Here is a 19,137-nt window from a genome sequence, read left to right as displayed (position 1 = left end):
TGTAGGCTTCTTGGAACATGGAGAGGCTGTTCTTAAAAATGGGCAACCTAAAATCTGCAAAAGTCCAAAATCCCATCTTCCCAAGTGACCAAAATACATTGCATCTTGAAAACTTTGCTTTGTTGCCAAGGTTTCAATAGTATATTTTCTATGGCTTTTGCCAAAGGACATCCGCAAAATAATTATCTTGGTCCCTAAAGATTCCAACTTGCGAAAAGTTGGCCTCAACAGATAGCTCTTTAATTTCCGAAAGGCTAAACTTTCGTGAAATCTCCGTAAAAATAGTTTCAGCCTCCTGGAAGGTAACCTCCAAATCTAAAGCCCCAATCCGCACTATTTGGAACTCCTTACTCACCAAATAACTTTTACAAAAACCTGATTCCGGATTATAGACGGGCCAATGTGTAAATTTCCCTAGATCAAAATCTGCATCCAGCTCCCGGTTTATTCTTCTTAAAAGGTTTAGGTTAAACTCCTTGGTGACCCCTGCACTATCATTATAGGCACTCAGGATTTTATTTGGATCCTTTTTCAGGTCAAACCCTGCCAAAAGCCAATCTCCTTTTACCATTGCACTTTGCATACTCGCCAACAGCCCAAGGGTCTGTTCCTGGTTGAAATTCCCAATGTTTGAACCAAGGTAAAGCATAAATGTGGGCCTGTCCTGTTTCCAAGATGGTGCCTTGAGCAATTCAAAATAGTTGCCTTCTAGCGGTTCCACTTTCAATCCAGGGTATTTATTTTCAATTTTTTCGCCTAATCCTCTTAAGACGTTGGATGAGATGTCATTGGGGAAATAGGTGAAATTCACCCCATTTTCATACAGGTAGCTAAGTAGAAGTTCGCTTTTCTTACCATCTCCGGCACCCCACTCCACCAAATTGAACCCATTGCTAGATTTCAGTGCCGGGGTTAAAATTGCTTTTCTGTTCGCATTCAGGATTTGGTATTCCTTCCTGGATAAATAATACTCCGGCAATTCCATAATCTGCTGAAACAACTTGTCTCCATTAGCATCATAGAAATACTGAGAGGAGAGCATTTTGGGGGTATGAAGGAGTCCTTGAGACACATCTTTTGCAAACTTGAGATCAAAAGTGTTTACTGTCATGATTAACCTGATTTTTTTAATTTTTAACCAACCTGATACCCGAAAACTGCCATTGCGCTTCTGCACCAAAAAAATTCCTGTAGGACTTCCTTGAATGATTTGGTGAGGTAGCCACTGAAGCCCCTCTCAGCACCATTTGGTTTACCATAAACTTACCATTATACTCCCCAATTGCTCCAGGAGCCTTTTGAAACCTAGGATAAGGCAAGTATGCGGACTGCGTCCATTCCCACCTACTCCCCCAATCCAAGAATTCAGCTGCCGCCTCCCATTCAAATTCCGTGGGCAACCTGTGGCCCGCCCACTCCGAATAGGCTGCCGCTTCATAAAAAGAAATATGGCAAACTGGAGAATCCGGATCCACTTTTTTCTTGCCATCCAAGGTGTATACAAAATATTCGCTGTCCTCTGACTGCCAGTAAAGGGGCAGGGAAATATTGTGTTGCTGCACCCAAGCCCATCCGTCAGAATGCCAAAGGCTGTTATTGCCATACCCTCCATCCTTAATAAAAGCTATATATTCAGCATTGGTAACTGGAACATTGGAGATAGCATAGGGTTCTAGGTGTACTTCATGAACCCCTAATTCGTTGTCGTAACAAAATCCGTCTCCCCGAAAACCAATTTCATAAATTCCGCCCTTTACATTAATCCATTGTTGTGGGGCGGAAGCAGGGTACTCACCAATATCCCGGATGCAGGGCAGAAGGGGATTATAGGAAAGGTTGTGTTTCAGGTCAGTCAGGAAAAGTTCTTGGTGCTGTTGCTCATGGTGAAGACCCAAGGTCAACAGGTCGTCCAGACTGGTGTCCGTATTATCCTTTAAAAATCCAGCCATAGCACGGTCTACATGTTGCCTATAATCCATTACCTCCTTTACCGTAGGCCGACTCATCAGTCCCCTTTGATTTCTAGGCACCCTTTCCCCTATTGCGTTGTAGTAACTGTTATACAGAAAGCTGTAAGACGGATGAAACAATTTATAGTTTGGGCAGTAGGGATGAAGAACAAAGGTTTCAAAAAACCAAGTAGTATGGGCCAGATGCCATTTAGCGGGACTTACAAATTCCCCAGCTTGAAGCCCATAGTCCTCAATCTGAAGGTTTTCGCACAAGGATACGGTAAAATTTCTTACATCAAGGTAATGATTTAGCATAAGATCTAGGTTGATTTTTAAAATTCACAATAATTGTGCTAGGGAATTTTCCCAATGTGGAACAGTGCGTCTCCGGAATTCACTACTGGGGAGTTGTTAAGACCTACTACATACCCATCCGAGGTATTTTTTACAGGGACTTTTACCTGTCCGTAGGGGTCAGAAATTTTCGCCAGCATTTGGCCTTTCCTCACCTGTTCGCCGATACTTACAGTAGGAATAAAAATCCCGGAAACCTTGGCCCTAATCCAAAAACTCTCTTTAAGCTTTAATGTTTTGGCTTCCTTTATGCTGTCTTCAATTACCCCGGCGTGCTTGAGGAGCCTCCTTATCCCCAAGATTCCTTCTTCTACGGATTGATTATCCAATCTCATGGATTCACCTCCTTCGAAAACCAAAATGGATTTTTTTGACTTAAACGCTTCCTTTCTAAACGACTTGTCAATCATGGAAGAATTTAGGGTAAATGGCGCCCCAAAGGCCTCTGCGAGCTGAACCCCCTTTTTGTCCTTATAGTCCACCCTGATCTGTGGATAATTGGTAAGCATCCTGCCCCCGGTATGAAAATCAACGCCAAAATCGATCTGGGGGATAATTTCTTTGGTCAAAATATGGGCGATTTGGGAAGCAAGGGACCCCCTGCTGCTGCCCGGGAAACTTCTGTTTAAATCCCTGCCATCGGGAAAAGTCCTTGAGTTGCTCAAAAAACCATAGGTATTTACCAAGGGCACCAAAATAAGGCTTCCTCTCACGGGACTCAAAATTTCCTCTTCCAAAAGTCTCTTGACCGTCACCACTCCGTTGATTTCATCACCATGCAAGCCCCCACTTATCAGAACTGTGGGGCCTTCCTCTTTGGCCCTCAGGATGAATACCGGCAAATCGATAAGGGTATGGGTTGGGAGCCTGGCGATGGCTATATCTATATTTATCGACTGTCCTGGCCTGACCCGGACACCATTGATTACCATTTCTTTCATCTATTTATAATTTCTTTTCAGTGGTCATATAGCCTGCCCCGGACTCGCTTCGGGGGAATCTCGCTTTGATAATCATCCCTCCGTGTGAGATTCTCCTCATGCTCGATTTCATGTGTTTTTATTTTCATTTCAATGGTAACTACTTGTCCCAGCCGGGTATCGGGGTCGGGATAGCTTGTCCCAGCCGGATAGCTATGGAGGGGGGCACCTTTCTGTATGACGATCCCGACTTGCTCGATTTCATTGGGAAAAATTTGAATAAATGTAAAACAGTTTATCAAAACCAGCCAAGAATTAAGAGAGAATCTTTACTTTTGATGAATTTTTTAAATTAATTTCAAACCATGAAAATAGTAAAGAATGTTTCCTTACAGCCTCACAACACTTTTGGAATAGCACGGCTTGCAAGTAATTTTGTCGCTGTCAAAGAGGAAGAAGAACTGCTAGAAGCACTTGACTTCGCAAAGGCGAATAAACTACCCATTTTTATTCTTGGGGGAGGAAGCAATATTTTAATTACCAAGGACATAGAGGGTTTGGTGATTAAAATAGCCATCAAGGGAATTAATAAGCTGGAGGAAAACCAAGACGAGATATTTGTCGAAGTGGGTGCAGGAGAGGTATGGCATGATTTTGTCCTCTATGCCATTTCCCAAGGCTGGGGAGGAGTAGAAAACCTCTCCCTCATCCCCGGCACGGTGGGCGCATCGCCCATGCAAAACATTGGTGCTTACGGAGTGGAGTTAAAAGAGGTTTTTCACCAATTGCATGCCATAGAAATTGAAACATTGGAACGGAAAACCTTTGACGGTAAGTCCTGCCAATTTGGGTATAGGGATAGTATTTTCAAGCAATGGGCAAAGGGAAGGTACATTATCACCTCGGTTACATTCAGGCTATGGAAAAATCCATCCTTTAATATTGAGTATGGTGCAATTAAAAAAACGCTGGAAGAAGAAGGGGTCCATCAACTTAATTTGGAGGCGATAAGCAAGGCCGTTATCAAAATACGACAAAGTAAGCTTCCCGATCCCAGGGAGGTTGGCAACGCCGGCAGCTTTTTTAAGAATCCAGTGATTCCCAATGAAAAATTTGAGCTTTTAAAAAAGGACTATCCGGATATTCCTGGATTTCCCCAGTCGGACGGGATTAAAATTCCCGCAGCTTGGCTTATTGAACAAGCTGGATGGAAAGGAAAAAGGTTCGGACAGGTAGGGGTACACCCCAAGCAGCCTTTGGTTTTGGTGAATTATGGAAACGCGGATGGAAGTGCAATCGAGACCCTAGGAAGGGAGATTTCAAAAGATATTACGGAAAAATTTGGGATCAACCTCCACCCAGAGGTCAATATTCTCTAAATCAGAGGGTCTTCAATTTCTATTTCTTTAGGATATTTTATCACTTCCACTCCGAATTTTCTCAAAAACTCCAATCCCTCATCGGCATCAAGGCCCTTATATTCTGCATAGGAAAACAAAAAAACAACTTTATCTATACCCATAGAATATATTATCCTTGCACAGGGCAGACATGGGGCCAAAGTCACATAAAGTGTGGAACCCTCCACAGTAGCCTTATTCTTAACTGCGTACAATATGGCATTTTGCTCCGCGTGAAGTGCCAGGGAACAACTGCCTTTACTGTCCCTGCTACAGCCAGTTTCCGGAAATTCCTCGTCACAGTTATGTGTACCGGATGGAGGCCCATTATAGCCAATTGAAATAATTCGTGTATCTTTTACAAGGACGGCACCAACATGTTTTTTTATGCAATGGGACCTTTTGGCCAGATTCACGGCCAATTCCATAAAAATATCATCAAAATCAGGTCTTATCATCCTCTCTCGTTCAAATAAAGTAAATACTCAGCAAAACCCATAAAATACTAATCTACCGTTATCGTACAAAATTTTTCATCTTCATCCCTACAGTTTTTTTGATCAAATATGGGATGAACCCTTATACAAACATAGTGAAAATCGCATTTTCGCCACTTTTCCTGAGATTAAATCTTCAAAACAGGAAAAAAATCAAGGTCCATAGTAATGAATTAAAACTATTGGGCTACTTTTGTAGTTAATAATATGCTTTTCAAAACCTTGTTTTTGTAATTTAATGATCAAGATAGTACTTATAGATGACGATCCCATTAGCACTTTTGTGACAGAAAAGTTGATTCACAAAAATCTCGACTTTCCCTGCGAGATTTTCACCTATGATAATGCCTCAGATGCCCTGAAGGATATATATAAAATCGACCCCAACTATTTGTTTCTCGACTTGAACATGCCCAATATGACAGGATGGGATTTTCTGGAGGAGTTTGACCCAAAGAATGAAACCCCTGAAATCTACATACTCAGTAGCTCGGTGGACGAGAGGGACATCAATAAAGCGAACGAATACCAGCATGTGAAAAAATACCTTTCCAAGCCACTTGTCAAGCAATACATTAAATCCATTTTCGAGAATAAGGAGAAGTTAAATTAATTTTTTGGTATTTGCCCTCCAGCCAAACCACTTTCCCGAAAATTTGTTATTCCTTGTAGGGAACGGTAAAAATTCAGAAAAAATGGCTAGAGCTTCAATTAAAGTTATTAAAGCATTAAGAAACACAATAAAAAATCTCAAATCAGGTGCTCCTTATCAATGGGGACACATGGGTACGTGCAACTGTGGCAATCTCGCACAAGAGGTTACTCGCTTTTCGAAATCAGAGATACATGCGTTTGCTATGCAAAGACACGGGGACTGGAATGAGCAATTAAATGATTATTGTCCTTCTAGCGGGCTTTCCGTGGATCTCATGATTGGTGAACTGGTAGGCGCAGGGTTTACTTTGGAAGATTTGATGCACCTGGAAAGGTTATCTGATCCCCAGGTGCTTAAAGCAATTTCGCCTGCAAAAAGAGGGCAACTCCACAAAAACAACAGGGAAGATGTGGTACTATACCTTGAAACTTGGGTGGGCATACTCGAAGAAACCTGGGCTAATAATCAACAAAAAGTAATTCAGGCAGAAAGTGCGAAAATAAATTGCCCTGCGATATTGGCTTAATTGGGTAAATTTCATTAATTGCAAAGAAAAACACCTAAATCTGGCAATTAAACGGTACCTGCATGGCTGATTTTGAAGATGATTTCGATGACATGGAAGAGGATGAGTTTGCGGACGAATTCTCGGAAGAGATCTTTGACGATGAAGAAGATCATGGACTTGAGGATGATTTGTTCACCGACTTTGATGATGAGGGAGATTTTGAGGACGAATTCGATGATTTTGACGATGACTATGATGAAGATGAGGATGAGGATTACGACTAGTTAGAGACTGTCGATTCCTTAAATTTAGGTATAGTACTTAGATAATTTAAAATCATTAAATAGGTTTTTCTAATTTACTGAAAGCATGATACAGGCAGGAGCGAAAGTAACTCCTGCTTTTTTTTTGACCTCCTTGCTAATAATTACTTCAATGCTTAAATTGCGCTCAAATTAAGGTCAGACGTAAAATTTATCAAATATGCTGTTAGAGATTTTCAATGCTCCCATTGCTACTGGTGCTCAGGTTTTTTTATTAATTGTATGTATTCTCGTAGGACTGGGTGCCGGTATTTCGGCCATGGACGTCAGGAACACACTCTTCAAAAAAGAAGACCCTGAGGAAAACTCTTAAAATAAGATAATCCATTATGCAAACCTGGGACATTTTTGGTTCCGGGTTTTTTATTTCACCCCTCCCATCAGTTTTTTTATCCTGTTACTCAGCAATAGCAGAAGAACACCTGCCCCGCAGGTGGTATAAACAATGACCATATATTGCTGTGGCATTTGCTGTAAGCTCTCGATACTTCCTCCGCTAGTCAGTCCTGCAATCCTTCCGGCTACAAGGTTGCCAAGAGCTATGGACAAGAACCAGATACCCATCATCTGCCCCATAAATTTCTTTGGAGCAAGTTTTGTAGTCAGGCTCAAACCCACTGGGCTCAAACTTAGCTCGCCAAAGGTATGGAACAAATACGTAAACACTAGCCAAGTAGGAGCTGCTAAATCTCCGGAAGAGGCAACTTTAGCGGCGAAAACCATCACCAAAAAGCCTATGCCCAGCAATAACAACCCAAAAGCAAATTTCAAAGGGGAGGATGGTTCCAGGTTTTTTCTTCCCAGCCACACCCACATGGCTCCAAAAAGGGGGGCGAAACTAATGATAAATAGGGAATTTATGGATTGAAAATACCCTGCGGGAATTTCCCAAGACAAAAATTCCCTGTTCGTGAATCTTTCAGCAAATAAGTTTAAGGAGGAGCCTGCCTGTTCAAATCCTGCCCAAAACATAGTAGAAAACAAAAATAAAATCGCAATAACTCCAACTCTTTTCTTTTCTACCTCCGATAACCCTCCGAGAAAGAACAAGTAAAGGAAATATACGATAGCCACTGCTAAAATCACCTGATTAGATACCGCGGCAAGCTCAGGGGCATTCAGCGTAATCAAGCCAGTAAAAGTAGCAATAAGTCCCAAAAATAAAACAGCTAGCACGGCAAGGGAAATATTCACCGTTTTCTTGTACCTTTTTTTTGCAGCATTATCCTCGGGTATTGGCACCTCCCCTACTCCTGTAAGCCATTTCTTGGTGAAATTATACTGAATAAGTCCAAATACCATTCCCAACCCTGCCAGTCCAAAGCCCAGGTGCCAATTGTACACCGCCAAAGTACTGCAGGCAATTGGGGCAATAAAGGCCCCTAAATTGATGCCCATGTAAAAAATTGAAAAACCCGCATCCCGCTTGCTGCTACCTTCGGGGTACAATTGCCCTACTATGGAACTGATATTTGGTTTGAGAAGACCTGTGCCGAATACAATCAACACAAGTCCCAAGTAAAAGCTGACCGTATCCACCACCCTCAAGCTATCTAGTCCTTTACCATGTCCTTCTTCCACAAAAAGGTCGAATACTCCCGGAAAAGCCATTGTAAAATGCCCTAAGGCTATGATAATACCTCCATACCAAACGGAGCGTTTTAACCCCATCAGCCTATCTGCCACCCAACCTCCTGGCAAGGCAAGCAAATAAACTCCCATGGTGTAAAGCCCGTAAATAGCTCCAGATGAGACATCATCCAACCCCATTCCACCGGAGGCGATAGGGGCTGTCATAAAAAGAATCAAAAGAGCCCTCATCCCATAATAACTGAACCTTTCCCACATTTCGGTAAAAAACAAAGTCATCAAACCCTTGGGATGACCTAACAGTTGAGGCCCATCGTAAAGGTCGGGGGCGTTGTGCTTGCCAAGCAAATTCTCTTCTCTCAAGGATTTACAGGTTTAGTGCAAAAAAGAGTTATAACCAATTGTACAATGTTACTATATTTTTTTGCCGAAAAAAACCTACCTTTTGGTTTTAATTATGCTGGGTAGAGTATAATAAGCATATTATATCCATTAAAAAATGAACCTTACCTTGGAATTGGCACCTTATATGTAAGAAATAATACAGTTTATTTTAAAATCAATAATATGACAACAGAAATGACAACAGGGGAAATTAAGACCGGAAAAGGAATAATGAAAGTTAGTTTTTATGACGATGATGCACCTGGTACGGTTAAGAATTTCATAAAACTTGCCAAAGAAGGTTTCTACGATGGGCTTAGCTTCCATAGAGTAATCCCCAACTTCATGATCCAAGGGGGATGTCCAAAAGGAAATGGGACTGGTGGGCCAGGATATCACATCGATTGTGAGTTGGATGGGGATTTGCAGCACCATGAAAAAGGAGTGCTTAGTATGGCTCATGCAGGAAGAAATACCGGGGGTTCGCAATTTTTTATCTGTCATAACAGGGACAACACAAAGCACTTGGATAGGAACCACACCTGCTTTGGGAAAGTAACTGAAGGACTAGAGGTAATCGACCAAATCCGAGCAGGAGATGTCATTGAAAAAATAATTATTCATGATTGACATTTTACCTTTTCACCTTTGCCTGATTCCACTTTGAAAAAGTCCAGTATGGAGCCTAATAAGTTAATATTTTCTTTGATTGAAAAACATTGGCCCAAAGACTCCTGGAAAAATGACGAGTCCGTAAGACTTTTTATCAAGGATCTTCTTCAGAGTTTTGGGATGCCGGACTTTGAGGACATTCCCGAATCAAGTTGGGATACCAGAATTAAAAAGGATGGTAATTGGGAGCAGGCACTTGAAAAGCTGGAAGAATTGGCAATTTCCCTTTATAAAAGCAATCCTACTAACCCACCCACCGAGAGCGAAAAAATAGACAAGGCACTTAAAACCATCAAAGATAAACTCTTTGGGCTTCAAAAGGAGGCTACGAAGAACAAGGTGGACAAACAAAGGCTGGAGCTCTTACTGAGTTTCGTGGAAAACAGTAACGAAGCCTTTCAGGTGAGTGATGAAAACGGGCAATTGATTTATATCAATAAGGAATCATCCCAACGTTTAGGCATTGCACAGGGGGCAAGCCATTTATACCATGTAAAGGATTTTGAGGAAATCTTCAGGGAAGAAGGGACTTGGGAACGTCACGTGGATGAATTGAAATCCATGGATAGAATGGTGATTGAGGGGGTTAACAAAAACCAAAAAACTGGCAAAACCTTTCCAGTGGAGGTTACGGTAAGGTATTTTAACATCAGGGGGGAGGGTTTTGTGATTGCTTCCTCCAGGGACGTGACAGAAAGAAAGCATTTCCAGGATGAAATCATACGGCAAAAAGAAAAAGCCGAAGGTGCCAACAAGGCAAAGTCCGAGTTTTTGGCAAATATGAGCCATGAAATACGGACTCCTATGAATGGGATCATAGGTTTTACGGACCTTCTTAGAAATACACACCTAGAGCCCATCCAAAAGGAATATGTCCAGACCATTCACCAATCCGCAGATTTATTGTTGGAAATCATCAACGACATCCTCGACTTTTCCAAAATTGAAGCTGGAAAATTGGAACTGGAAAATTCAAAGTCCCCATTAAAGGCCTTGGCATTGGATACCATTGAGTTGTTTCGATACCAGGCCAAAGAAAAAAAATTGGAGATCATTCTTGATGTTGATAAAGACTGTCCACGTTGGATTTGGACAGATGAAACCCGCATGCGGCAGGTTCTGATCAACCTATTAGGGAATGCTATAAAATTCACCCAAAAAGGTCACATAAAATTATCCATAAAAAGGGTGAAAGAATATAAAGAGAATAGTTCCTGTAGGATACATTTTGCGGTAGAGGACACGGGCATAGGCATCAGCAGCTCAAACCAAAAGCGAATCCTGGAGCCATTTTCCCAAGAAGATTCTTCCACCACCAGAAAATTCGGGGGGACGGGTCTGGGGCTGACCATTACCAATAAAATCCTGTCAAAGATGGACAGTGTACTCCAGGTAAATAGCGAAGTCGGAAAAGGCAGTGTATTCCATTTTGAATTTGACACTAAATGTAAAGGAAAACTAGAAATCGGTGTTCCTAAAAAAATGAATAAAGTCCTTGTAGTAGATGATTATGGCCCCAGTCTCAATCACCTGACTCTACTCCTGGAAAATCTTGGGCACCAAGTGGTAGGCTGCGATAACGAAGTGCTTGCTCTGCAACTACTGAAAAAGGATAGGGATTGGGACTTAATTCTCCTTGACCAAGAATTAAATTCCATTCCTGGTTTGGAAGTTTACGGAAAAATCAGAAAAGAGGGCATACTCTCCCCCATCTTGTTAATGGATTTATTCGATACAGTCTGGGAGGAACATAGCAGTAAAGATTCTCAACTCCTCTTTGCAAAAAAACCCTTGAGCTATTTAAATTTACCCAAGGCACTTTTAACCATCAAAACCCAAAAGGATCAAACCAATACCCAAGAGAGTTCTGTGGTAAAATTGTCGGATGCCCCTATTTCTGTTTTACTTGTGGAAGACAATATGGTCAATTTATATCTGGTAAAAACCTTGGTAGAACAAATATTGCCTGAGGCTAAGGTTCTAGAGGCTAAAACAGGTGAAGAAGCTGTTTCCCTATTCAAAAAAGAACTTCCATTACTTACCCTGATGGATATACAATTACCTGAAATGGATGGCTACCAAGCTACCCGACTTATTAGGGAATCTCAGCCAGAGGGGGATCACTTCATTATTGCACTCACTGCAAACGCCTTTTCCGGAGAAAGGGAAAAGTGTATCGCTGCAGGTATAAATGACTATATCCCAAAACCTATTTCTAAAGCAAACCTGAGGAATATTCTCAGCAAATGGCTGGACAATGAACGAAAATAAACCCATTCCCCTTTCCCCAAAACAGGTCGCATTCCAACAAGCTATGTGCTCTCCCCTTAAATTTCGCTGGTTTCTCTTATGGAAACTGCCTTCCGTCTTGTTTTGGGGCATTCGGATAGCCAAGTTGGATGAAAAGCAATGTGTGGTATCCTTACCTTTTACCTATAGGACTAAAAACCCATTTAAGTCCATATATTTTGCCGCCCTAGCTGGAGCCGCAGAATTAGCCAGCGGTGCTTTATGTTTACTCCACCTACAGGGAGAACAGCGCTTCAGCTCCTTGGTAACTGGAGTAGAAGGAGAGTTTTTTAAAAAGGCTAACCAACCTATTTTATTCACCTGTTTAAAAGGGGATACTATCAAGGAGGTAACTTCTTCCCTGAGTTCACCGGGATTTACAGCCAGTATTACACTACCAGTGGAAGGTACAAACCCTAATGGAGAAGTGGTGGCCAGATTCAACATTCACTGGTCTTTTAAAGTAAAGGAGTAGGTGTCTTCTTCTTTAGGAGACAAGGGTGGGCAAATGCGAATTAATGGCATTTAGGATCTGCTGGGCTGATAGTACACCAGATTGTCTCCAGACTTGATTACCCTTGTGAAAAAGGATTAAAGTAGGTACACCTTTTACTTGGAACGTCTTTGCCGCCAACTGGTTTTTGTCCACATCTACCTTGATTACCTTTACTTTTTCTTTTAATGCGAGGGACACCTCCTGCAGGATAGGCTGTAGTGCTTGGCAGGGACCACACCAAGTAGCATAAAAATCGACCAGTACAGGTTGTTTTCCATTTATCAGATCCCGGAATTTTGATGAATTTGCCATGTTTTTTTTTACAAAGATAATATACCTCTTAATTCCTCCATGTAATATTAATCACATTAGGATAAGCTCTTAAAGACTCCCATATGATGCTCTGCATGACCCACCACTATACAGCAAGCTGCCCTAACGGACATGGCATGTCCATCCACAACTCCGCTGTTCAGCATACTTTCTTTTGAAAGGGTCTCCATAAACTGACGCAGGGACCACCTATGGGTTTCAAAAGAGGTCAATATATGCCTTAGGGAAAGCCTGTCAAATTCCGCTATGTCCACATAATCATCTTGGTCAAATCCGGGAAGCTCAATTCCAGGCTCTCTTATGATGCACAAGGCCCTGAAATGCATTATTTTCTCCGTGTCCAGAATATGACCCAATGCTTGCTTAAAGCTCCATTTACCTGTGGCATAAGGACGAGAAGCCCTATCTTCCCCAAGGGAGCCAAAAAAGGCCAAATAAGTTTGTATTTGCTTTTCAAACAATTCTGGCACAATTTTGTCCTGAATCTTAGAAACATATCCCTGATAAAAGGGTTTGTATTCGCCTTTTGAAGGCATCCAATCATCTTTTTCCATTTCGATCGAGAATTAGTCTTATCAAGATACCAATATGAAATTTAAGAAACCAATTTGGAATCGAGCATGTGGAGAACCTCAAACGGAGGGATGAATATCAAAGCGAGATTCCATTTGACAATTGAAAAGACAATATATAAACATATGAAATCGAGCATGAGGAGAACCTCACACGGAGGGATGATTATCAAAGCGAGATTCCCCCGAAACAAGTTCGGGGCAGGCTATATGACCGCTGAAAAGAAATTATAAACATATGAAATCGAGCCTGTCCTGACGGAAGTCAGGGCATGACGAGCACGTCACACACTGGGATGATTATCGTTGCGAGATTCCCCCGAAGCGAGTCCGGGGCAGGCTATGTGACCATTAAGAAACAATTATAAACACATGAAATTAAAAAAAACAAACTCAAACCCTCTTTTGGAACCATATGGTACTCCATATGACACCCCTCCTTTTCACAAAATAAAACCTGAACATTTTCTTCCGGCCATTAAAACAGCCATTGAGGAGGCAAAAAGGGAAATCGCCAATATAAAAACAGAGCCCCACCCTGATTTTAATAACACCATTGAGGCTTTGGAAAGAAGTGGGGAAAGACTGTCCTTGGTTTCTAGCATCTTTTTCAACCTGAATGCCGCAGAAACCAATGACACCATCCAAGCACTGGCCAAGGAGATTTCACCTCTCCTTTCTTCCTACTCCAACGACATCATGTTGGATGAAGATCTTTTTGAAAAGATCCGGTCAGTGTATCATAAAAAGGAAAACCTGGAATTAGACGAAGAAGGCCGAACATTACTGGAAAAGACCTACAAAGCATTTGTGAGAAATGGTGCAAACCTGGGGATTGAGGACAAAGAAAAGCTACGGAAAATTGACAAACAACTTTCCAGTTTAGGGCTGGAATATGGGGAACATGTGTTGAAGGAAACTAACAGGTATGAACTGGTGATAGACAATGAGGAGGACCTCAAGGGGCTGCCTTCGTCTGCTATTGAAGCTGCAGTTCAAACTGCCACTGAAAAAGGGAAAGATGGGAAATGGGTATTTACCCTTGCATTCCCTAGCTATGTGCCTTTTATGACCTATGCTAAAAACAGGGAGCTGAGGAAGAAATTGTTTATTGCTTATCATACCAAAGCCTGCAAGGGGGATGAATTGGATAACAAGGAATTGATCAAAAAAATCTTACTGCTGAAAGATAAGAGAGCAAGGCTTCTGGGATACCCAAGATTTGCTGATTTTGTTTTAGAAGAAAGGATGGCGGGTTCAGGGGAGAATGTTTTGTCCTTTTTAAAGGACCTTTTGAAGAAATCCAAACCCAAAGCAATGGAGGAAATTCAAGAACTGGAGGCATTTGCCAAAGAGCTTGATGGAATTGACCGTCTTGAAAAATGGGACTTCAGCTACTATTCCGAAAAGTTAAAGAAGGCAAAATACGAGGTAGACGACGAATTATTGAAACCGTATTTTGAGCTTAACAATACGGTAAAGGGAGTATTTCTGACTGCAGAAAAGCTGTTTGGGATCATTTTTAAACCCAATAGGGATATCCCTGTTTACAATGAGGAGGTGACAGCCTATGAAGTTTTGGATAGGAATGGAAAGCATTTGGCAGTATTCTATGTAGATTTTTTCCCAAGGGAGGGCAAGAGAAATGGTGCATGGATGACCTCCTACAGAGGTCAGCGAAGGGAAAAAGGAACGGTGAAACGGCCTTTGGTTTCCATCGTCTGCAACTTCACAAAGCCAACTAAGACTAGTCCTTCCCTACTTACTTTCAACGAGGTTACTACCCTATTTCATGAATTTGGTCACGCATTACATGGTATGTTGGCCGAAGGCAAATACGAATCTTTATCCGGGACAAACGTTTATTGGGATTTCGTGGAGTTGCCCTCTCAAATCATGGAAAATTGGTGCTACGAAAAAGAATGCTTGGATTTGTTTGCCAGGCATTACGAGACAGGTGAACCAATCCCCTCTGAATTGGTGGACAAGCTAAAGAAAGCAGCAAATTTCCACCAGGGATACCAAACAGTTAGGCAAGTGAGCCTAGGGCTTTTGGACATGGCTTATTACACTGCTGACCCTAATGACATACAGGACATCTTTGTATTTGAAAAGTCGCAAATGAGTTCCACCGAACTGCTTCCAACAGTGGAAGGTACCTTAATGAGTACCTCCTTCGGGCATATTTTTCAAGGAGGGTATGCCGCAGGATACTACAGCTACAAATGGGCAGAGGTACTTGATGCAGATGCTTTCGAACTCTTTTTGGAGAAGGGAATATTTGATCCTTCCACTTCCGAATCTTTTAAAAAGAACATACTAGCAGCCGGTGGCAAGGCCCATCCAAAAGAACTTTACAGGAGGTTTAGGGGCAGGGAACCAAAGCCTGAGGCACTTTTAAAGCGTGCAGGGCTTACAAAATAGGATGTGTTATATTACAAAAAGGGGCCTAGGATCTAAGCCCCTTTTTAAAAATCTGTTTAAAAATGGTAAATCTATCGGTTGAAAAGATCCGGAAAAACGAAACCTATCTCCTACTACTTATCAAATAATAAGAAAACCGATTATCACCAGCCAAATAAGTGCTGATATCGCAATCAAGATGGTAAACTGTTTATCTTTCATAGCCCCAGAATTTTAGTACAACATTTATGAAATAAATATACAAATAAAACCTTTTTAAAACAATTTTTTACGTTATTAGTTACCCCTAAAATCTTTCAAATAAGAATTATATTCTTATTATGATTAGAAGATATGGAAATAAATCGGATTTTATTCAAACGTGTACCCTGCTCTTCATTCCCACAACAACCGTATAAACCATTAGGATAAAATTACGCACAATTTTTATGAAAAACAAATTTTTATATTCAAAAAACATTTTTAATGGTTCGATAAAAATTTATGGTTTTATTAAAGAAGTCAATTCATGATAGTGTTTTTGGTTTTTGGACATGTTCATGGCATCCCAAATTATTTTTTTTGATTTAGGATATTTCCTGACAGGACAGTCTTTGATTTGGCAGTAATGGCAGCAGGAATCCGGGATGCAGGGATCGGCATGCACAAATACTTCTACATACCCTGGAAGGTTGGCCTCGAGTACCTCTTCTACATCGTGGACTTCATCATGCACCTGCACCAAATCAAAATAATAAGGTAAGGTCAGGTGCAAATCAATATGGCTATCTCCTCCGTACTGCTGTACCCTCATATTATGGATGTCTATCCAATTGTCCTTCCGGCTTCTATTAAGGACTTTAACCGTTGTAGATATGGCCTCTGGATTGGTTTCATCCATGAGTCCCGCAACAGATCTTCTTACCAAGCCGTAACCGTTGTAGATAATGTAAACAGAAAAAAAGAAGGAAAAAACACTGTCAAGGAAATACAGATCAGTCAAGTAAATAATCAGAATTCCAAATATCAACACGAAACTGCTCACCGCATCAGTGGTGATATGTTTACCATCTGCTTCTAAAGTCAAACTGTTGAGTTTCTTGCCTTTTTTTTGAAGCAAGTGTCCTAAGGCGCCATTAACTATCCCCGAAAAGCCCACTAAGGCCATACCAAATGGCAACATGGATAGCGGTTGGGGGAAAATCAAACTGTAAATAGACTGATAAATAATGAAAATGCCCGCTATTATGATAAGAATACCCTCAATACCTGCACTGAAAAACTCGATCTTGCCGTGCCCATAGGGATGATTGGCGTCTTTAGGTTGACTACTCAAATAAATACTATAGAGTGCAAAGCAGGAAGCCACCACATTGACTATGCTTTCCATGGCGTCTGTCAAGATGGTATTTGACCTGGTCACATAGTAGGAGTAAAATTTGACCACAAGCAATACTACACTCACTACAATGGACAGGATAATCAGCCGCCTTTTTTCTTCGTTCACAAAAATTGGTTTATGTTTTGAATTCAAAAATAGCAAATTTTTGCCCATTTTAGAAATTGAAAAAAGCGATGAGGGACTACCAAGGTGGTATCCAACCCAATTGGCTAAGCAAAGGAAGATTGGCATAGAATTTTCAGGAAAATCACAAAATAAAAAAGTGAAATTAAAATGGTTATATTTAAGCTAAGAATAACAGATAAAACCTAACTTTTATGAGCAAAATCATTTTGCCGGGATACCTTAAAACCCTGGTAATCCTACTGTTGATTATCGTCATTATTTTTGTCCTGATTGTTGGTCGAAGTTTATTGATTCCTTTAATGCTAGGGGGGTACATCGCGATTCTGATGATACCACTCTGTAATTGGATGGAAAACCGAAAAGTGCCTAGGGTGCTGAGTGCCTTTTTTTCCCTGCTACTTTCCATCATCACCATAAGCGGTATTATTACCTTAATAGTCGTACAGGTAAGCAATTTTTCAAAAGATTTGGAGGATGTGTCAGAAAGGATGAATAACTACATCAGAGATGTGGACAAGTTCGCCACAGAGAAACTAGACACAGATTTGGGAATTAGCGACGGCATCAGTAAAAACCAACTATTTGAATTTATTGAATCTAACAGTGAATCTGTTTCGGATTTTGTGCTTAACACCCTAGGGTCATTGACTGGTGTAGTTTTAGTACCCGTTTTCATCTTTTTCATGTTGATTTACAGGGATCACTTAGAGGCCTTTGTGGCCAGGTTTTTTAAAGAACACAATGAGGAAGAAGTCAAGGATCAAATCCGCTCTCTGAGAAAGGTGGTTCAATTTTACATTATAGGGGTAATTAAGGTAATGGGTATTTTGGCTATACTCAACACAGCCGCACTCTGGATCATAGGAGTTAAACATGCGTTATTCTTTGGCATTTTGGCTGCTCTCTTCAATATCATTCCCTACCTAGGGCCTTTTCTTGGGGCTATTTTGCCCTTTATTTTCGCCTTCCTCACTATGGACGGTCTCATTTACCCATTTGCAGTGGTTATTTCCTTTACCATTATTCAAATGTTTGAAAGCAACTTCCTAACCCCAAAGATCGTGGGAAGCAACGTCAACCTGAACGCACTAATTACTTTTATGGCCTTACTGGTAGGTGGTGCTATTTGGGGTGTGGCCGGAATGATATTGATAATTCCAACCCTAGCCATATTAAAACGGATATTTGACCTATCAGAGAGCACCAAACCCTTTTCTTATTTGTTAGGTGAGGACGAAGATCAGAAAAAATAACTAATAGTTACATGAAAATTTTCCGGTTATTGGCAGTTTTGCTGATTTGCCTTATAGCCTGTGACAGTAAGGAGGACAAAAAAGGCAGGTTTCTTTTAAAGGGTAATGCAAAACTGGAGGAAGGAGATATAAAAGGTGCAATCCAATTTTATGAGGAAGCCATAAAATTGGATAGGGACTATGAGGATGCTTGGCTAAACAAAGGGGTAAGCCATCAAAAGCTCCGAAACCTTGAGCAGGCAATCAAGGATTTCACCCATGCACTTAGTATCCGGCCAGATTTTGCGGAAGCATTCTACCAAAGATCCCTTGCTCATTTGGATTTTGGAGAAAATTACAAAGCATTGAGCGATGCAGAAACCTTGATAGCATTGGAACCTGACAATCCCAAAGGATATTTTCTTAAAGGTCTTTCAAATACAGAATTGAAAAAATTTGACGCTGCCTTGGAAGCTTTTGATATAGCTTCAGGACATGACCCCGGCAATGCCGAGCCTTTCATCAACCGAGCCACCGTCCACTACTACATGGGAAATTGGAATAAAGCAAAGGATGACCTTCTAAAGGCCGAAAAATTAAATCCTGATGAACCCAATATTTATAATTTAAGATCACTAATATTTTTTGAGGAAGGTGCCTATGAATTGGCACTGAAAGAGGTTGACAAGGCAATTTCCTTTCAACCCCAACAGCCATATTACCACAATAACCGAGGGCTTTACAAACTCTATTTAGGGGACTTGGAAGCAGGTTTGAAAGATATCAACTACAGCCTGAAACAAAACAGCAGAAACCTACACGCCCTTCGCAACAAGGGTATATACCATTACTTGAAAGGGGAAGAGGATATGGCTAAAAAGTATTTGTTGGAAGTGGAAGAAAAAGAACCTGAAATGCCTCTGCTCAAGGAATTTCTAAAGCAGGATAGCGAATAAAGCTGGATACTATTCAAATTTTTCGGAAACAAAAAAACCTTCGGGACAAGATCCCGAAGGTTTGAACACTTAA

19 protein-coding genes are annotated in these 19,137 nt (G+C 41.1%); 11 read left to right on the top strand and 8 right to left on the bottom strand.

Annotated elements, in window-relative coordinates:
* Nucleotides 1-148 precede the first annotated feature (148 nt).
* Genes DB520_RS16035 through DB520_RS16025 form a run of 3 tightly spaced genes read right to left on the bottom strand, consistent with a single transcriptional unit; the run spans nt 149 to nt 3,247 of the window.
* The gene (locus DB520_RS16035) at nt 149-1,111 is read right to left on the bottom strand and encodes an L-histidine N(alpha)-methyltransferase (protein ID WP_114750741.1); all 963 of its coding nucleotides are present in this window, start codon (nt 1,109-1,111) and stop codon (nt 149-151) included.
* 16 nt (nt 1,112-1,127) lie between these two features.
* Nucleotides 1,128-2,267, bottom strand: a complete 1,140-nt coding sequence (gene egtB / locus DB520_RS16030; protein WP_114750740.1) for an ergothioneine biosynthesis protein EgtB — start codon at nt 2,265-2,267, stop codon at nt 1,128-1,130.
* Nucleotides 2,268-2,305: 38 nt separating this feature from the next.
* A complete protein-coding gene (locus DB520_RS16025; RefSeq protein WP_114750739.1) occupies nt 2,306-3,247 on the bottom strand; it encodes a succinylglutamate desuccinylase/aspartoacylase family protein in 942 nt (313 codons plus the stop codon).
* Nucleotides 3,248-3,591: 344 nt separating this feature from the next.
* Between DB520_RS16025 and murB the strand changes: the two genes are divergently transcribed.
* Nucleotides 3,592-4,605 (top strand): UDP-N-acetylmuramate dehydrogenase, encoded by a 1,014-nt coding sequence (murB, locus tag DB520_RS16015; protein ID WP_114750737.1) that lies wholly within the window; start codon nt 3,592-3,594, stop codon nt 4,603-4,605.
* On the opposite strand, the gene DB520_RS16010 is transcribed toward murB, so the two are convergent.
* Nucleotides 4,602-5,084: a deoxycytidylate deaminase gene (locus tag DB520_RS16010; RefSeq protein ID WP_114750736.1), complete on the bottom strand. Its 483-nt coding sequence runs from the start codon at nt 5,082-5,084 to the stop codon at nt 4,602-4,604. The genes murB and DB520_RS16010 overlap by 4 nt on opposite strands.
* A gap of 277 nt (nt 5,085-5,361) precedes the next feature.
* On the opposite strand from DB520_RS16010, the gene DB520_RS16005 reads away from it, so the two are divergent.
* From DB520_RS16005 to DB520_RS27060, 4 genes are all read left to right on the top strand, one after another.
* Nucleotides 5,362-5,736 (top strand): response regulator, encoded by a 375-nt coding sequence (locus DB520_RS16005; protein ID WP_114750735.1) that lies wholly within the window; start codon nt 5,362-5,364, stop codon nt 5,734-5,736.
* A gap of 43 nt (nt 5,737-5,779) precedes the next feature.
* Entirely contained in the window at nt 5,780-6,304 is a 525-nt protein-coding gene (locus DB520_RS16000; protein WP_317047765.1) for a hypothetical protein, read from the top strand.
* Between the two features lie 62 nt (nt 6,305-6,366).
* Nucleotides 6,367-6,570 (top strand): hypothetical protein, encoded by a 204-nt coding sequence (locus DB520_RS15995; protein ID WP_114750734.1) that lies wholly within the window; start codon nt 6,367-6,369, stop codon nt 6,568-6,570.
* A 199-nt stretch (nt 6,571-6,769) separates the two neighbouring features.
* Nucleotides 6,770-6,922, top strand: a complete 153-nt coding sequence (locus tag DB520_RS27060; RefSeq protein WP_198675362.1) for a hypothetical protein — start codon at nt 6,770-6,772, stop codon at nt 6,920-6,922.
* 50 nt (nt 6,923-6,972) lie between these two features.
* Here DB520_RS27060 and DB520_RS15990 read toward each other — a convergent pair whose 3' ends face one another.
* On the bottom strand, nt 6,973-8,478 hold the full coding sequence (locus DB520_RS15990) for a peptide MFS transporter (protein ID WP_114750882.1): 1,506 nt from the start codon (nt 8,476-8,478) through the stop codon (nt 6,973-6,975).
* A 300-nt stretch (nt 8,479-8,778) separates the two neighbouring features.
* Between DB520_RS15990 and DB520_RS15985 the strand changes: the two genes are divergently transcribed.
* The 3 genes from DB520_RS15985 to DB520_RS15975 are packed head-to-tail and all read left to right on the top strand — an operon-like array spanning nt 8,779 to nt 12,019.
* Nucleotides 8,779-9,213, top strand: coding sequence for a peptidylprolyl isomerase (locus DB520_RS15985; protein WP_114750733.1), 435 nt, complete (start codon nt 8,779-8,781; stop codon nt 9,211-9,213).
* Between the two features lie 48 nt (nt 9,214-9,261).
* The gene (locus tag DB520_RS15980; RefSeq protein ID WP_157972119.1) at nt 9,262-11,526 is read left to right on the top strand and encodes a response regulator; all 2,265 of its coding nucleotides are present in this window, start codon (nt 9,262-9,264) and stop codon (nt 11,524-11,526) included.
* A complete protein-coding gene (locus tag DB520_RS15975) occupies nt 11,513-12,019 on the top strand; it encodes a DUF4442 domain-containing protein (protein WP_114750731.1) in 507 nt (168 codons plus the stop codon). The genes DB520_RS15980 and DB520_RS15975 overlap by 14 nt, the downstream gene beginning before the upstream one ends.
* A gap of 12 nt (nt 12,020-12,031) precedes the next feature.
* Here the strand turns inward: DB520_RS15975 and trxA are convergent, their stop codons facing one another.
* Nucleotides 12,032-12,352, bottom strand: coding sequence for a thioredoxin (trxA, locus tag DB520_RS15970; protein ID WP_114750730.1), 321 nt, complete (start codon nt 12,350-12,352; stop codon nt 12,032-12,034).
* A gap of 56 nt (nt 12,353-12,408) precedes the next feature.
* Entirely contained in the window at nt 12,409-12,927 is a 519-nt protein-coding gene (locus DB520_RS15965) for a DinB family protein (protein ID WP_114750729.1), read from the bottom strand.
* A gap of 390 nt (nt 12,928-13,317) precedes the next feature.
* Here DB520_RS15965 and DB520_RS15955 point away from each other — a divergent pair, with 390 nt between their 5' ends.
* Nucleotides 13,318-15,369 carry a M3 family metallopeptidase gene (locus tag DB520_RS15955; protein WP_114750727.1) on the top strand — a complete coding sequence of 684 codons (2,052 nt, stop codon included), beginning with the start codon at nt 13,318-13,320 and terminating at the stop codon, nt 15,367-15,369.
* A gap of 481 nt (nt 15,370-15,850) precedes the next feature.
* On the opposite strand, the gene DB520_RS15950 is transcribed toward DB520_RS15955, so the two are convergent.
* On the bottom strand, nt 15,851-16,903 hold the full coding sequence (locus tag DB520_RS15950) for a cation diffusion facilitator family transporter (protein ID WP_114750726.1): 1,053 nt from the start codon (nt 16,901-16,903) through the stop codon (nt 15,851-15,853).
* Between the two features lie 164 nt (nt 16,904-17,067).
* Here DB520_RS15950 and DB520_RS15945 point away from each other — a divergent pair, with 164 nt between their 5' ends.
* A complete protein-coding gene (locus DB520_RS15945) occupies nt 17,068-18,129 on the top strand; it encodes an AI-2E family transporter (RefSeq protein ID WP_114750725.1) in 1,062 nt (353 codons plus the stop codon).
* A gap of 11 nt (nt 18,130-18,140) precedes the next feature.
* Nucleotides 18,141-19,064 carry a tetratricopeptide repeat protein gene (locus DB520_RS15940; RefSeq protein ID WP_114750724.1) on the top strand — a complete coding sequence of 308 codons (924 nt, stop codon included), beginning with the start codon at nt 18,141-18,143 and terminating at the stop codon, nt 19,062-19,064.
* Nucleotides 19,065-19,137: the final 73 nt, after the last annotated feature.

This window comes from Pleomorphovibrio marinus, assembly GCF_003347495.1.
GTDB lineage: Bacteria > Bacteroidota > Bacteroidia > Cytophagales > Cyclobacteriaceae > Pleomorphovibrio > Pleomorphovibrio marinus.
Note: the sequence above shows the minus strand (reverse complement) of the source record. Positions and strands in the feature narration are given on the sequence as shown.

Coding starts and splice junctions, on each gene's coding strand:
- DB520_RS15990 (WP_114750882.1), bottom strand. CDS start 8,478: ATGACTTTGTTTTTTACCGAAATGTGGGAAAGGTTCAGTTATTATGGG.
- DB520_RS16005 (WP_114750735.1), top strand. CDS start 5,362: ATGATCAAGATAGTACTTATAGATGACGATCCCATTAGCACTTTTGTG.
- murB (WP_114750737.1), top strand. CDS start 3,592: ATGAAAATAGTAAAGAATGTTTCCTTACAGCCTCACAACACTTTTGGA.
- DB520_RS15945 (WP_114750725.1), top strand. CDS start 17,068: ATGAGCAAAATCATTTTGCCGGGATACCTTAAAACCCTGGTAATCCTA.
- trxA (WP_114750730.1), bottom strand. CDS start 12,352: ATGGCAAATTCATCAAAATTCCGGGATCTGATAAATGGAAAACAACCT.
- DB520_RS27060 (WP_198675362.1), top strand. CDS start 6,770: ATGCTGTTAGAGATTTTCAATGCTCCCATTGCTACTGGTGCTCAGGTT.
- DB520_RS15940 (WP_114750724.1), top strand. CDS start 18,141: ATGAAAATTTTCCGGTTATTGGCAGTTTTGCTGATTTGCCTTATAGCC.
- DB520_RS16025 (WP_114750739.1), bottom strand. CDS start 3,247: ATGAAAGAAATGGTAATCAATGGTGTCCGGGTCAGGCCAGGACAGTCG.
- egtB (WP_114750740.1), bottom strand. CDS start 2,267: ATGCTAAATCATTACCTTGATGTAAGAAATTTTACCGTATCCTTGTGC.
- DB520_RS15965 (WP_114750729.1), bottom strand. CDS start 12,927: ATGGAAAAAGATGATTGGATGCCTTCAAAAGGCGAATACAAACCCTTT.
- DB520_RS16035 (WP_114750741.1), bottom strand. CDS start 1,111: ATGACAGTAAACACTTTTGATCTCAAGTTTGCAAAAGATGTGTCTCAA.
- DB520_RS15985 (WP_114750733.1), top strand. CDS start 8,779: ATGACAACAGGGGAAATTAAGACCGGAAAAGGAATAATGAAAGTTAGT.
- DB520_RS16010 (WP_114750736.1), bottom strand. CDS start 5,084: ATGATAAGACCTGATTTTGATGATATTTTTATGGAATTGGCCGTGAAT.
- DB520_RS15975 (WP_114750731.1), top strand. CDS start 11,513: ATGAACGAAAATAAACCCATTCCCCTTTCCCCAAAACAGGTCGCATTC.
- DB520_RS15950 (WP_114750726.1), bottom strand. CDS start 16,903: ATGGGCAAAAATTTGCTATTTTTGAATTCAAAACATAAACCAATTTTT.
- DB520_RS15955 (WP_114750727.1), top strand. CDS start 13,318: ATGAAATTAAAAAAAACAAACTCAAACCCTCTTTTGGAACCATATGGT.
- DB520_RS15995 (WP_114750734.1), top strand. CDS start 6,367: ATGGCTGATTTTGAAGATGATTTCGATGACATGGAAGAGGATGAGTTT.
- DB520_RS15980 (WP_157972119.1), top strand. CDS start 9,262: ATGGAGCCTAATAAGTTAATATTTTCTTTGATTGAAAAACATTGGCCC.